Here is a 15,482-nt window from a genome sequence, read left to right as displayed (position 1 = left end):
TCCTTCTTTTAAAATTCATCATCATTTAAAATATCTTCTAACGTAATCTTTTCATATTTAATTGTATTTTTCTTTTTTGAATTAGATGTTTCTTTTTTAATAGGAACTTCTTGAATATCAAAATCATCTAATAAAGTTTTTTCTTTACTTTCTTTTAATTCAATAACACCACTTTGTAAATTTTGATTTTCTTGTTTTACATCGTAATCATTTGTTGTGATTACTCGATTTATTTGACTCCATAAAATAGTTTCGTCTTTTTCTAACTTAATAAACGATGAAAATCTTGATTCTAATGAAGCGTTATTGAAATCTGTTGGCTTAAATGTATACTCTTTAGATTTTGAAGTATAGACAGAAGCACTTTCTTTAGATGAAAGTACAAATGCATTCTTTACATAAATTGTTTTCGTTTTTAAATTTTTATACAATGTTGTTCCTTTAGTTGTACGTTTACATGCTGGTATATCATTCAATTTTAAACGTTTCATTTGACCGTCTTCACTAAGAATCAATACTGAATAATTTTCTAAAGGATCAAACACATCAACCGCTGCTATTGAATCATTTTTTAAATTAAGAGCTTTTATACCTGCAGCTTTTAAACCAACAATCGATACTTCTTGTTCACTATATAATCCACCATAGCCAGCTTTAGAAACAATAAATATTCCTTGTTGGTTATCAGTAAGTAAAGCACAAATCATAGTATCTTGTTCTTTTACTTTCATGCATGTGATTGCTTTTGAATATCTAGAAACTTCAAAATCTTTTAAAAGCGTCCTTTTGATTTGACCATTTTTTGTTGCCATTAAAACATAAAGAGGTAAATTAAAATCTTGAACAAGAATTGAAGAAATAATTTTTTCATCTGCACCTACTTTTACAAGATAACTTACATGTTTACCTAAATCTTTCCATTTAAATTCTTCTATTTTATGAACTGGTACAAATAAATAATTTCCTTTATTAGTAAATAATAATACATGATTTAAAGTATTTGCATGATGTAAAGAAATAAGAATATCATCTTCTTTTTTACCAAATGGAATATTCGTACTTGCTTTCATTGATCTTTGTGAAATACGTTTAATATAACCATCTCTAGTAACAGATACATAGATATCTTCAGAAATAATCATAGCTTTTTCATCAATTTTAATTTCACTAACTTCTTCTTTAATTTGTGTTAAACGAGGCATAGAATATTTTTGTTTGATTTCTTTAAGACGTTTAATGATGACTTGTCGTAAAACATCATCACTTTCTAATATTTCATTCAATCTTTGAACACGTTTTTCAAGTTCTGCTTTTTCTTCTTGTAAAGAAACAATATCAGTATTAGTCAATCGATAAAGTTGTAGCATCACAATTGCTTCTGCTTGCTTTTCAGAAAATGCATATTGTTTTATTAAATTGTTTTTTGCATCGCTTTTATCTTTTGACGCACGAATTGTTTTAACAACATCATCTAAAATAGAAATTGCTTTAATTAACCCATCAACAATATGCAAACGTTCATTTGCTTTATTTAAATCATATAAACTTGCTCGTGTTACAACATCAATTTGGTGATCAATATAACCATCTAGAATTTCTTCAATTCCCATTAAAACCGGTCTTTTATCCTTAATGGCTACCATATTATAGTTATAGTTTTTTTGTAAATCGGTATTTTTATAAAAATAATTGAGAGTATTTTGAACATTTACAGTCTTTTTCAAATCAATAACAATTCTCAAACCTTCTCTGTCTGATTCATCTCTTACTTCTAAAATACCGTCAATATTCTTATTAAAACGAATCTCATCAATTTTTCTTACTAATTCAGCTTTATTGACTTCATAAGGAATTTCAGTAACCACAATTTGATTCATGTTTTTTTCTTCAATAATTTCAGTTTTTGCTCGAACAATAACTTTTCCTTTTCCTTTTTCAAAGGCCTTTTTAATACCATCTAATCCTTCAACAATAGCGCCTGTAGGAAAATCAGGCCCTTTGATAAATTCCATTAATTTATCTAAATGACAATGAGGATATTTAATTCGATGAATTGTTGCATCAATAACTTCTTGTAAATTATGTGGTGGAATATCTGTTGCATATCCAGCTGATATTCCAGTAGATCCATTGACTAAAAGATTAGGATATGCAGCTGGTAAAACCGTTGGTTCATACTCTGTATCATCAAAGTTTAAAGACATTAATACAGTATCTTTATCTAAATCTCTTAATAATTCACTTGCAATTGGTGAAAGTCTAGCCTCTGTATAACGCATAGCTGCAGCAGGATCATTATCAATTGATCCATTATTTCCTTGCATATCAATTAATGGTGCTCTGATTTTCCATTCTTGCGAAAGACGAACCATTGCATCATAAACTGACGTATCACCATGAGGATGATAATTACCAATAACATTCCCTACCGTTTTTGCCGACTTACGATAAGGTTTATTAGCCGTATTTCCTTCTTTATTCATTGAATAAAGAATTCTACGTTGAACAGGTTTTAATCCATCACGTACATCAGGAAGTGCACGTTCTTGAATAATATATTTTGAATATTTTCCAAAGCGATCACCCATGATTGCTTCTAAATTCATTACAATTTTTTTATCAGACATAAAAACCTCCTAAATTTGATAATTATCTTCTAATGTAAATTGTACATTTTGTTCAATCCATTCACGTCTTGGCTCAACTTTATCACCCATTAAAACAGTCACATTACGTTCAACCACAGCAGCATCATCAATTGAAACTTGAATCAAGGTTCTTGTTTCGGGATCCATGGTCGTTTCCCATAATTGAGAAGCATTCATTTCCCCCAGACCTTTATAACGTTGAACATTGTATCCTCTGCCAATTTTCTTTTTAGCATCTTCAAGTTCATAATCTTCCCAACAATAAATAACCTCTTCTTTTTTTCCACTTTTTTTAGATACTTTATAAAGAGGTGGAAGAGCAATATAAACTTTCCCTGCTGTAATCAAATCTTTCATATAGCGATAGAAGAAAGTTAATAATAATATTTGGATATGAGCCCCATCCGTATCTGCATCAGTCATAATAATAACTTTATCATAATGACTATCTTCAACTTTAAAATCTGCACCAAATCCAGCACCAATAGTATTGATTAATGTCGCAAGTTCTTCATTTTTCAAAATATCTTGTAAGGATACTTTTTCACTATTTAAAACTTTTCCTCTTAAAGGTAAAATTGCTTGATATTTTCTATCTCGTCCTTGTTTAGCACTACCTCCGGCAGAATCCCCTTCGACTAAATAAAGTTCATTTTTCTTTTTATTTTTAGTTTGAGCAGGAGCTAATTTCCCACTTAATATTCTTTCTTGTCTTGCACCTTTTCCTTTTCTTGCTGCTTCTCTTGCTTTTCTTGCTGCATCCCTTACTTGAGCAGCTTTAATCATTTTTTTAACAAGATTATCTGCAATTTCTTTATTTTCTTCTAAAAAATAAGATAATTTTTCATATACGATACTATCTACAATATTTCTAGCTTCTGGTGTCCCTAATTTTGATTTTGTTTGCCCTTCAAATTGTAAATAATGTTCAGGAACTTTAATGGAAATAATCGCTGAAAGCCCTTCTCGTACATCATTTCCTTCTAAATTTTTATCTTTTTCTTTTAATAGACCATATTTTCTCGCATAATCATTGAATGTTTTTGTAAGTCCAGATTTAAAACCTGTTTCATGTGTTCCACCATCACCCGTTCTTACAAGGTTAACAAATGATAATGTCGTTTCTTGATATCCAGAAGTAAATTGTAAAGCAATATCTACTTCCATCCCATTTTGTTCACCTTCAATAGAAATTGTTGGATGAAGTACATCTTTATTAGTATTTAAATAATCAATAAATGCTTCTAATCCATTTTCAAAATGGAATTCATCCATTTTTCCAGTTCTTTCATCTTTTAAAACAATTTTGATGCCTTTTAATAAAAAAGCACTTTCCATTAGTCTTTCACTAATTGTTTTATAATTAAATTCTATTGTTGAAAAAATTTGATCATTTGGTAAAAAATGAATCAATGTTCCCGTTTCTTTTGTTTTTCCAATAACTGTTAATTTTCCTATTGTTTCTCCGCCATCTTCAAAACGTTGCTTAAAAATCTTTCCATCTCTACAAACAGTCACTTCTAACCAATGAGAAAGTGCATTAACAACAGAAGCACCTACTCCATGAAGTCCTCCCGAAGTCTTATAACCACCATCTTCAGAGAATTTACCCCCTGCATGAAGAATTGTCAAAATAACTTCTGTTGTTGGTCTTCCTGAAGCATGCATGCCTGTTGGCATTCCACGTCCATGATCTTGTACCATAATACTATTATCTTTACAAATAGTGACTTCTATTAAATTACCATATCCAGAAAGAGCTTCATCTATTGCATTATCAACAATTTCCCAAACTAAATGATGTAATCCTCTACTATCTGTAGATCCAATATACATACCAGGTCTTTTTCTAACTGCTTCTAATCCTTCTAGAATCTGTATATTTGACTCATCATATGTATTCTTTTTTGCCATATAATCACTCCTTTTGTTATACTTGAACTATTATATCAATACTCTTGTTTTTTTTCAAAGTTTAATTGCATTTTTATAGGATAACTGTATAATTTAGCTTGGTGATAAAAATGTATGAAATATTATTGATTCTATTAGGTTATTTATACGGTTCTATCCCCTTTGCCCTTGTTATTGGAAAAGTATTTTATAATACGGATGTTAGAGAAAGTGGCTCGGGCAATTTAGGAGGAACAAATGCTGGCAGAGTCTTAGGAAAAAAAGCAGGTATTTCTGTAATTGTACTAGATGCTCTTAAAGCAGTTATTATATTTTATTTAAGTAGTTATTTATCTTTAAAATTCAATTTAAATCCTGATATTAAATATATCGCTGGATTAGCATGTATTTTTGGACATTGTTATCCTATCTTTGCTGAATTTCGAGGAGGGAAAGCTGTTTCAACAAGTCTAGGTTATTTTTTATGTATTGAACCATTATATGCAGTTGTTGCTATTGTTGTATTTTTACTTGTTTTAAAAATTTCAAAATATGTATCTTTATCTTCAATTTCTACTGCTTTGATTGTTTTATGTATTACACCGTTTCTAGCGGTGTCCATAACAGCAAAATTATGCATGCTTGTAGCTGTTATCTTATTAGTTTATAGACATAAAGATAATATCAAACGTATTAAAAATCATACTGAATCAAAAATTCAATGGATGTAAAAAAGATTAGTTTATGATCGTTAAACTAATCTTTTTTATTTATAACTAATTTTTTCTTTTAAAGGTGTTAAAAAACAATCTTTCCCAATAAAATCTATTTTATGTTTTTTTCCATCAAATTCAAACAACGAAAGCGAACATCCTCTTACAATTTCTTGATTAACTTCATTTAATCGTTCAACAGGTAAATCTAAAAAAATTCCATGTAATATTGTAAATAACATACCATGAATTGTTATAAAAATTGTTTGTTGAGGATCTTCGTTATATTTTTCTAAAATAAAATCATTCAAACGAAAAACAACTTCTTCATATGTTTCTCCATTTGGCAAAGAAAATGACAATTGCGGTTGATGCCACAAACAAAAATAATCATGTTTCTTTTTTAAATCTTGAATATATTCTCCTTCATAATCACCGAAGTTCATTTCCTTTAAACGACTATCTTCAATAATATTTTCATTTTTAAAAATAAGTCTAGCTGTAGATTTTGCTCTTAATAAAGGCGAAGAATATACTTGATCAATATGTATTGTTTTCATATATTCACCTAATTTTAAAGCATCTTCTTTCCCTTGCTTAGTAAGCGGTGAGTCTTTCCATCCTTGTAGTCTTTTTTCTTCGTTCCATGCAGTTAAGGAATGTCTAGTAATATATATTTTCATATAAACAAAAATAAGGGTATCCCCTTATTTATATTGTGATTTAACTGAAGCCATGATTCTTTTAATTTGAGCCTCACTTGGTTTTCTTCCCATTTCCATATACATAGCACGAATCATTTTTTCATTGATAGGTGGATTTTTTTGTAATTGTTTTTTAAAGAAATAACGAGACGCAAAGAACCCAGCAATTAATCCAACGATTAATCCAAGAATTGCATATAACATTGATAATACCTCCCTTACAAATTCTCATCTATTATAACATAACTTTTTAAATTATGATAGAGAATATCAAAGAATATGTTTGTTTTATCTTTCGATTCAATAATAATTTTATAATTTTCAACATATAAACGACTTATTTCATGTGTAAGTTCATTTTCAAATATATGCATTTTCCCAACTCGATGATATTCTTTTCTATTGTGCAATTCTTTATAAATAAGTTCATTCATATAATCAACACTGTTATAGACGCAATTTATAAATTTATTCATAAAATCATTATCTAATGTAAGATTATCAAAATATTGTTTTAAATTTGGATACTTTTCAAATAATTGTTTTATACCTTCTTCGTATTCATATATAACATATTTCATCTCAATCACCTATTACTAAGGTATCATAACAATCAAGGGAAGAATGTAAAAAAAAGGGAGTACTCCCTTTATTTTAATAATTTTTCAATATTTTCTACAACTCCATCAACAGTAAATCCATAAGATTGGATAACATCTTGTGCTGGAGCACTTTTACCAAATTCATTAATAGACATTGTTATACCATCTAAACCAACATATTTATGCCATCCAAATGAACTAGCCATTTCTACTGATAAACGTTTACGCATTGCATTTGGTAAAACAGCTTCTTTGTATTGTTCATCTTGTTGATCAAAGAATTCTTGACATGGCATAGATACAACACGTACATCAATACCTTTTTCAAGAAGTACTTTTTTAGCTTTCATAGCTAAATTAACTTCTGATCCAGATGCAATAATGATAGCATCTAAATGATTTTCTTCTTTACCAATAACATAAGCACCCTTGCTTACACCTTCAACAGAACTATTTTCCATTGTTTCTACATTTTGTCTTGTAAGAATAAGTGCTGTAGGATTTTCAGTTGATTCAATCGCTAATTTCCATGCTGCTGCCATTTCTACGGCATCTCCTGGACGAATAACATGCATATTTGGAATTGATCTTAACATAGCAAACTGTTCAATTGGTTGATGAGTTGGCCCATCTTCACCAACTGCAATAGAATCATGAGATAATGGTAAAATAATTGGTAATTTCATTAAACAAGCCATTCTTACTGCTGCTTTGAAATAATCAGAGAATACTAAGAAACCACCAGCTGAAACTTTTACACCTTTATGCAATGTCATACCATTCATAATAGCAACCATTGCAAACTCACGAATTCCAAATACTAAATTACGTCCATTATAATTTTCAACACTAAAGTCATCTTCATCTTTAATTTTTGTTTTTGTTGAACTAGCTAAGTCAGCAGTTCCCGATAAGAAAGTTGGATTTTGTTTAGCAACTTCTTGAATAACTTCTAATGAAGTATTTCTTGTAGCGTCATTATGTCCTACAGGATAATTCTTTAAAAGTTCATCAATGTTTAAAGAATATTTACCAGCAATAGCATCTTCTAATTGTTTTGCTTCTGTTGGATATTGTTCTTTATACTCATTGAATAATTTATTCCATTTATTAAATTTAGATTTTCCTCTTTTAATTGTTTTCTTTTTAAAATCTTCATATACTTCTTCAGGTACATAGAATTCATCATGATCAAAACCATAAGATAATTTAGCGTTTTTACCATCTTCTTTACCTAATGGTGCACCATGAACTTTATTTGTTCCTTGATTTGCTGAACCAAATCCAATAACTGTATTTACAATAATTAAAGTTGGCTTGAATTGTTCTTTTTTACCTTTTTTAATAGCTTTATGAATTTCATTAATGTCATTTCCATCTTTAACTTCTAAAACTTGCCAATTACAAGCTTCATAACGTTTTTTTACATTTTCACTAAATGACATTGATAAAGGTCCATCCAAAGTAACCTTATTTGCATCATATAAAACAATTAATTTACCTAATGATAAATGACCTGCAAGAGATGCTGCTTCATAAGTAACTCCTTCTTGCATATCGCCATCACCACATAAAACATATGTATAATGATCAATAATATCAAAGTTTTCTTTGTTATATTGACTTGCTAAAAATTTTTCAGCCATTGCCATTCCAGCTGCCATTGGAATACCTTGTCCTAATGGTCCACTTGAAGCATCAACACCATGTGTCATTTCAATTTCTGGATGCCCAGGTGTACGAGAATTCAATTGTCTAAAATTCTTTAGATCATCGATTGTAACATCAAACCCTGTCAAATGTAACATGCTATATAAAAGTGCAGAAGCATGTCCACTTGCTAAAACGAAACGATCTCTATTAATCCATTCAGCCTCTTTGTTATAAATGTTTAGTTCTTTATTAAACAATGTATATAAAGCAGGTGCTGATCCAAGAACCATTCCTGGATGTCCAGAATTTGCTTTATTGATTGTATCGATTCCTAAACTTCTAATTGTTGCGATTGATAAATTTGAAATATCCATTTACATTTTCTCCTATTTTTAAATAAGTCAAGACATATTATACACATTTTCTATAAAAATTAAATATCTTCTACTAGAATTCCTTAATTTTTTAATTTTTCTTGTTTTAATTTAAGCGGTGTTATATCATTTCCTTTTTCATCTACAACTTTAATTGCTTTTAATTGAGATTTAAATCCTTCTCTAAAAAGCTTAATATATTCTTTTCTCAATTTATCCTGTTCTTTTAATTCTTCAGGAGTAATTGTACCTTCTTTTTTCTTTTTAGCTAAAACATTTATTCTATCTATAAGTTTTTGATCTATTGCTGCCATTTTGATTTCTCCTTTTAAATAAAAAACTAGAGAGCTTTTAGATTATCCCTGTTACGTACAGGTGGGCACCTTTAAATAATTTTAGGATTCCTATTCAAAGATAGGCTTTCAACACCATTATTTAGATCAGGTTCCCGTATCTAATGTGTAGGAAATTTATTTACACTCTCTAGTCGCATTACATTATACCATAAATTATTTTTAAATATACCCCTTTATTTATCTTTTTTAACAATATAGCTTGAAGCATATTCCTTATTAAAGTATCTTTTTACTTCATTTATATCTGCCAATGTCATTTTACTTACATAATCTACTAAATCAAAAGAACAAATTCCTTCAAAATAATAACGGCTAAAAGTATTCGCAATACTTTCTGGACTATTGTAACTATTGATGAAGTTTCCAATTGTTTTTCTTTTAATTCTTTCAAAATCATCTTCTGCTATTTCTAAATCTTGAACATGATCTATAAAATTAAAAATTGTCTTTTGCAATAATTCATAATCATCTTGATCTCCACCCATTAAAATAAAAGCATAATCTCTTTCTTGCGTAAAACTTGCACTAAATGTTTCATTAATATACCCTTTTTCTAACCATTCGTTATATAACGAAGAACTTTTAGAAAAATATAAATCAAATAATAAATTTAAAGCTAATTCTCTTTTAATTTTATCTTGAGGATCATTAAGAATTTCATTAATTTTAATAGAAACAATCAATTTATTCATTTCAACTTGCATTGTATCAATTTGTTCTTTAACAGCCACTGATGTTGGTTCCTCTATTTTTAATCTTTGAATTGCATTTTCAGATAAGAAATGCTTTTTATTTTGATTTTCTTTAATGACACCTATTAATTCTTCAGGATTAATATTACCTACAACAAAAAGCATCATATTATGTGGATGATAAAAAGTTTGATAACAAAGTTCCAACATATCTTTATACGTATTATTAACAGTTTCACAAGTTCCAGCAATATCAATCTTAACAGGATGTTTATGATACAAGTTGGCAATAGCTCCAAAATAAACACGCCAATCTGGGTCATCATCATACATTTTTATTTCTTGACAAATAATTCCTTTTTCTTTTTCTACGCTTTCGTCTGTAATATTTAGACTTTGTACAAAATCTAGTAAAAGTTCAACACAATCATTTTCATTTGTTGTCGTTGAAAATAAATAGGCCGTACGACTTGATGATGTAAATGCATTTGAACTTGCCCCAAGTTTAGCAAACTCATCAGCAGCATCCCCATTTTCCATATCAAACATTTTATGTTCTAAAAAATGAGCAATTCCGTCTTCGACTTTTATCATTTCTTTTTGTCCTAAAGGTACAAAAGTTGTATCAATCGATCCAAATCTTGTTGAAAATAAACCATATGTTTTTTCAAAACCAATTTTAGGTAACAAATATACTTCTAAACCATTTTCCAATTTCTCATGAAATAACGTTTCTTTTAAAGTTTGATAATATATTTTTTCCATTACTCATTTCTCCCTTTCAACAAAAATATTGTATCAAGTTCAATATTTTGACAAACATCTACAATATCTTGATAAGTAACATTTTCAATTTTTTCTAAATATTGTTCATTTGTTTCTTTTTTTCCCGTAATATCTCTATTGTATTGAACGGCAACTTGACTTAATGGCTCATCGTTTGTTTTTTTCATAGAATTTTTAATCATTAATTTTGCAGTATCAATATCATCTTGATCAAAGCAACCATCTTGCATTTCTTTTAATTGTTCTTTAATTAATTGAACGGTTTGATGATAATCTTTTCCTTCTATGCCAGCTGTAATGACCATCACTCCATTAAAAGCATCATAACTTGAAGAAATATAATAACATAATGAATTTTTCTCTCTAACAACTTTAAATAATTTAGATTGACTCATTCCACCAAAAATCGCATTAAATACTACAAAAGCATAATGATTTTGGTGATTGTAATTTACTGATATACGATATCCCATATTAAGTTTAGCTTGTGTAACATCTTGCTTTTCGATGATTTCTAATAAATCTTTTCTATTTTTTTCAAATGAATATACACTTTCAAAAATTGAATTATTTTTTTCAAAAGATAAACAATTTTCAAAGACATGAACAATAGATTCATCTACATTTCCAACTACATAAATATGTTTTTGGTCATTTTTTATACATTCCTTAAAATACGAAAATAATTCTTCATTTTCAATTTTTTTTATATCTTCAATATTTCCATGAGAAGAAATCCCTAAACATGTCCCCTTTCCCATATATTCAAACATTTTTTCTAAACTATAATAAAATTTATCATCTTGATTATTAATAAGACGTTCAACCAATTCTTTTTTCTTTCTTTCAAACATTGTTTGATCAAAAACTGTTTTTGAGGCATTAGGTTTAAAGAAAATATCATTTAACAATTGGATTTGCCGTTGAATAAGATCTTCTTTGTAAGGTAAATATTCTTGATTAATACAGATTGAATTAATATTAATAATATGACTCTTACCTTTAGTAACAACATTAGCTCCTAATTTCATACCATACATGCTTTCTAAATATATAGAAAGTTCTTGTGTTGAGGGATATTTTTCTGTACCCGTAGTCAACATAAAAGATAGTAATGTTCTTTTAGCAACCGTTTTTTCATCTAGTGTATTTTGTAATTTTAATGAAATTGTAATATTTTTAAATTTATTTGTAGGGATCAAATGTAAATCATACCCTGGCATTTTATAAACTTTTTCCATAATCATTTCCTTTCATTCTCATCTATTATACACAAATAATCAAAAAAATAAAAAAGTATTATTTCCTAAGAAACAATACTTTCAAATATTTTAACGTTTTGATTTATCATAAGGAATCCCCGAAGCCTTAGGAGCAGCAGAATTTTTAGAAGTAAACGCTAATAAAATCAATGTTGCTACATAGGGAATAAGTTTATAAACAACACTTGGGAAACCTAATGCTGATAAAAATGGAATTGCTGTATAAGTATATGCTAATGTCTTCATAATTCCAAAGAATAATGAAGCAGTAGCAATACGATATGGTTGCCAGTTACCAAAAATCAAGATTGCAAGAGCTAAGAATCCATAACCACCAACATCACTATTAAATACAGTTGAAATTGGGATGATATAAATAAGTCCACCTATACCACCTAGAAAACCAGATAACAGAACACCCATATAACGATATTTATAAACACTTACACCTGCAGCATCAGCAGCTTGAGGATTTTCACCACAAGCACGTAATCTTAATCCTGCTTTTGTTTTATTTAAGAAAATAACCGATAAAATCAAAATAACAATTCCAAGATAAGTTGTAATATAAGCACCTTTAAATAAGATAGGTCCTAAAATTGGAATTTGTGATAGGACAGGAATTTCATGAATTCTAAATGTATTTGAAAAAGGTACACTTGAATTTCCATTGAAAATCAATTTAGCTAAGAATAAACCCAATCCAGGAGCTAACATATTAATTGCAGTTCCTGAAATTGTTTGATCGGCTTTTAAGTTAATCGCTGCAAAAGCATGAAGTAAACTTAATAAAGCCCCAAAAATACCAGCTACAATTAATGCTAAAATCAATAATAATTGCGGATTCATTGTTGTGTTTGCTGATTGCATTAAATAAATGAAATAAACCCCCACGAATGCTCCACCAATCATGATTCCTTCTAACGCGATATTAACAACACCACTTCGTTCACTAAACATCCCACCTAAAGCAACTACTAAAAGAGGAACTGTAAAGACTAATGTTTGATTTAAGACATTTAAAATAATATCCATTATTCTTGACCCCCTTCAACAGCAACTTCTTTTTTATGTTTTTTCTTTTCATGATTTTGTAAATATAAACGGATCATTAAAGCAAATGAACTAAAGTAAATAATAACCGCTGAAATGACATCAATAATTTCAACTGGAATATTACATGCTTGCATATAGTTTCCACCAACATTAATATATGAAACAAATAATGCCGCTAAAATACATCCAAGTGGACTGTTCATTCCTAACAATGCAACTGGAATTCCATTAAATCCTTCTGGAAGTGTGACTTCAGCAGTTGTAAAGGCTCTACCTGTTCCTCCGATATAAACAAGTCCACCGCCAATACCTGAGAAAAATCCTGAAATAACCATTGATAAAATAACAATTTTCTTTTCAGACATCCCAGCATAACGACTTGCTTCTGGATTATAACCACATGCTTTTAATTCATAACCAAATGTTGTTTTATTTAAAATAATATAAGCAACGATACATAATGCAATAGCAATAATAATACCACCATTAACATCTGAGCCTGGGAAAATATGATTTAATCCCATTTTAGGAACAGCAATCTTAGATGTTTGAGAACGAGCACCAGCTGAATCATAAATAAAAGCTTTAACACCCTCAATAACAAGATACATACCAATATAGTTAAACATGATACCTGAAATAACAATATTAACATTTCTATACGCTTTTAAAATTCCGGGAATCAATGCCCAAATTGCTCCAGCAAGTCCAGCAGCAATTAAACAAATGATCCATAATAATGAATCAGGTACAGTTTGATAAAGCGTATTGGCTAAAAATAATGCCACAAAGCCACCAACTGTATATTGACCAGTTGTCCCGATATTAAAGTTACCGCATTTAAATGCAAATGCAACAGATAACCCAGTCATCATAATTGGAATTGCAGAATAAAGAACTTGTCCTGTACTTCTTAATCCTTTATAAAATCCCCCAGACATCATAATACCCATTGCTCTAAAAGCTTGAGATGGATTTGCTATTAAAATAACGATAAATCCTATAAACAATCCAATTAATATAGCAAGTAAAGAAGCTATCAGATTTTGTTTTGACTCACTATTTTTCATATCCTTCACCTCGTTTACTTCCTGACATATAAAGTCCTAATTCTTTTTCATCAATTTGTTTTGGATCTAAATTAGCAACGATTTCACCTTCATACATTACTAAAATACGATCTGAAACATTCATAACTTCATCTAATTCTAATGAAACAAGTAAGACAGCTTTATTTTCATCTCTTTGTTTAACAAGTTGTTTATGAATAAATTCAATAGCACCAACGTCTAATCCACGTGTTGGTTGTACAGCAATTAATAAGTCCGAATTAGATTCAACCTCTCTAGCAATGATTGCTTTTTGTTGATTTCCTCCTGACATTCCTCTCGTAATAGATTTTGCACCTTCACCAGAACGAACATCATATTGTTCAATTAACTTATTAGCTGTTTCATACATCTTATCAAATTTAATAAAACCTTTATTTTGATATTTTGGATCAAAATAACTCTTTAAGATAAAGTTTTCGGCTAGATTGTAATCTAACACTAAACCGTGTTTATGACGATCTTCTGGAATATGAGCCATTCCTTTTAAAGAACGTGAACGAATACTTTCATGAGATAAATCTTCTCCATTTAATAGAATTTGCCCACTGTTATGTTTAATAAGGCCTGATAATGCATAAACAAGTTCTGTTTGTCCATTCCCATCAATTCCCGCAATACAAACGATTTCTCCTCGACGTACATTGAATGAAACATTATTTAAAACATTCTTGGACGAATGAGTTGGTTTATAACATAGATCTCTTACCTCAAGAACTGTATCACCAATTTGAGGTTCATCTTTTTCTACAATAAAGTTAACTTTTCGGCCAACCATTAATTCTGATAATTTTTCAGCAGATGTTGATGCTACATCAACTGTACCAATATATTTACCTTTTCTTAATATTGTACAACGATTAGCTACCGCTTTAATTTCATTTAATTTATGAGTAATAAAAATGATAGATTTACCTTCTTTTGCTAAATCTTTCATAATTATCATTAGTTCATCGATTTCTTGAGGTGTTAATACCGCAGTAGGTTCATCAAAAATCAAAACATTATTATCTCTAAATAACATTTTCAAAATTTCAACCCTTTGTTGCATTCCTACAGTAATATCCGAAATTAAAGCATCTGGATCAACATTTAATTTATACTTTTGAGATAATTCAATAACTTTTTTTCTTGCCGCACCTTTTTGAATAAAAGTATGCTTTGTTTCTTCAATACCCAAAATAATATTTTCAAGTACTGTAAAGTTATGTACAAGTTTGAAATGTTGATGAACCATACCAATGTTATATTTATTGGCATCGTTGGGATCATTAATTTCAACAGGTTCTCCATTAATTTTTATTTGTCCTTCATCCGGTTGATATAAACCAAACAAAATAGACATCAGCGTCGATTTTCCGGCACCATTTTCTCCTAACAATGCATGTATTTCACCTTGTGCAACTTGCAAGGTAACATTATCATTTGCTTTGATACCAGGAAACTCTTTCGTTATGTTAAGCATTTCTATTGCATATGACATTAAGCTTCCCCCTTTTCGATACAATTATACATGAATTTATAAATATAGAAAAGAATTTTTGTTTTTTCATAACAAAGAAAAATATATTAAAAATAAGAATTTTAAATATCTATATAATAAAATTATTCTACTATAAGAAGCAATTGTTTCT

At 29.1% G+C, this 15,482-nt stretch carries 13 protein-coding genes and 1 other RNA gene; 1 reads left to right on the top strand and 13 read right to left on the bottom strand.

The window, feature by feature from the left end; all coding sequences use genetic code 11:
* Window positions 1–8: 8 nt before the first annotated feature.
* Entirely contained in the window at window positions 9–2,627 is a 2,619-nt protein-coding gene (gene parC / locus LJD34_RS10695) for a DNA topoisomerase IV subunit A (RefSeq protein ID WP_227359862.1), read from the bottom strand.
* 9 nt (window positions 2,628–2,636) lie between these two features.
* Complete coding sequence (gene parE, locus LJD34_RS10690; protein ID WP_022001275.1) at window positions 2,637–4,562, bottom strand: DNA topoisomerase IV subunit B; 1,926 nt, start codon at window positions 4,560–4,562, stop codon at window positions 2,637–2,639.
* Between the two features lie 110 nt (window positions 4,563–4,672).
* Between parE and plsY the strand changes: the two genes are divergently transcribed.
* Window positions 4,673–5,272 carry a glycerol-3-phosphate 1-O-acyltransferase PlsY gene (gene plsY / locus LJD34_RS10685; protein WP_032090043.1) on the top strand — a complete coding sequence of 200 codons (600 nt, stop codon included), beginning with the start codon at window positions 4,673–4,675 and terminating at the stop codon, window positions 5,270–5,272.
* A gap of 35 nt (window positions 5,273–5,307) precedes the next feature.
* Here the strand turns inward: plsY and LJD34_RS10680 are convergent, their stop codons facing one another.
* From LJD34_RS10680 to LJD34_RS10630, 11 genes are all read right to left on the bottom strand, one after another.
* Complete coding sequence (locus LJD34_RS10680; RefSeq protein WP_117792905.1) at window positions 5,308–5,937, bottom strand: histidine phosphatase family protein; 630 nt, start codon at window positions 5,935–5,937, stop codon at window positions 5,308–5,310.
* 24 nt (window positions 5,938–5,961) lie between these two features.
* Window positions 5,962–6,162: a YneF family protein gene (locus LJD34_RS10675; protein ID WP_022001278.1), complete on the bottom strand. Its 201-nt coding sequence runs from the start codon at window positions 6,160–6,162 to the stop codon at window positions 5,962–5,964.
* A 14-nt stretch (window positions 6,163–6,176) separates the two neighbouring features.
* Complete coding sequence (locus tag LJD34_RS10670; protein ID WP_022001279.1) at window positions 6,177–6,539, bottom strand: sporulation inhibitor of replication protein SirA; 363 nt, start codon at window positions 6,537–6,539, stop codon at window positions 6,177–6,179.
* Window positions 6,540–6,607: 68 nt separating this feature from the next.
* A complete protein-coding gene (gene tkt / locus LJD34_RS10665; protein ID WP_227359861.1) occupies window positions 6,608–8,587 on the bottom strand; it encodes a transketolase in 1,980 nt (659 codons plus the stop codon).
* 83 nt (window positions 8,588–8,670) lie between these two features.
* Window positions 8,671–8,901, bottom strand: a complete 231-nt coding sequence (locus LJD34_RS10660; RefSeq protein ID WP_022001281.1) for a DUF896 domain-containing protein — start codon at window positions 8,899–8,901, stop codon at window positions 8,671–8,673.
* A gap of 19 nt (window positions 8,902–8,920) precedes the next feature.
* Window positions 8,921–9,080, bottom strand: a non-coding RNA gene (gene ssrS, locus LJD34_RS10655) — 6S RNA.
* A gap of 36 nt (window positions 9,081–9,116) precedes the next feature.
* Window positions 9,117–10,400, bottom strand: coding sequence for an EF-P 5-aminopentanol modification-associated protein YfmH (gene yfmH / locus LJD34_RS10650; RefSeq protein ID WP_227359860.1), 1,284 nt, complete (start codon window positions 10,398–10,400; stop codon window positions 9,117–9,119).
* Window positions 10,400–11,662, bottom strand: a complete 1,263-nt coding sequence (gene yfmF, locus LJD34_RS10645) for an EF-P 5-aminopentanol modification-associated protein YfmF (RefSeq protein WP_032090039.1) — start codon at window positions 11,660–11,662, stop codon at window positions 10,400–10,402. The genes yfmH and yfmF overlap by 1 nt, the downstream gene beginning before the upstream one ends.
* A gap of 90 nt (window positions 11,663–11,752) precedes the next feature.
* Window positions 11,753–12,718, bottom strand: coding sequence for an ABC transporter permease (locus tag LJD34_RS10640; RefSeq protein WP_147580271.1), 966 nt, complete (start codon window positions 12,716–12,718; stop codon window positions 11,753–11,755).
* Window positions 12,718–13,809, bottom strand: a complete 1,092-nt coding sequence (locus tag LJD34_RS10635) for an ABC transporter permease (RefSeq protein ID WP_032090037.1) — start codon at window positions 13,807–13,809, stop codon at window positions 12,718–12,720. The genes LJD34_RS10640 and LJD34_RS10635 overlap by 1 nt, the downstream gene beginning before the upstream one ends.
* Entirely contained in the window at window positions 13,799–15,331 is a 1,533-nt protein-coding gene (locus tag LJD34_RS10630) for an ABC transporter ATP-binding protein (RefSeq protein WP_227359859.1), read from the bottom strand. The genes LJD34_RS10635 and LJD34_RS10630 overlap by 11 nt, the downstream gene beginning before the upstream one ends.
* Window positions 15,332–15,482: the final 151 nt, after the last annotated feature.

The sequence above is a fragment of the Faecalibacillus sp. MSK20_93 genome (genome assembly GCF_020589945.1).
Classification (GTDB): Bacteria; Bacillota_I; Bacilli_A; order Erysipelotrichales; family Coprobacillaceae; genus Faecalibacillus; species Faecalibacillus intestinalis.
This window is presented reverse-complemented; position numbering and strand designations above follow the sequence as displayed.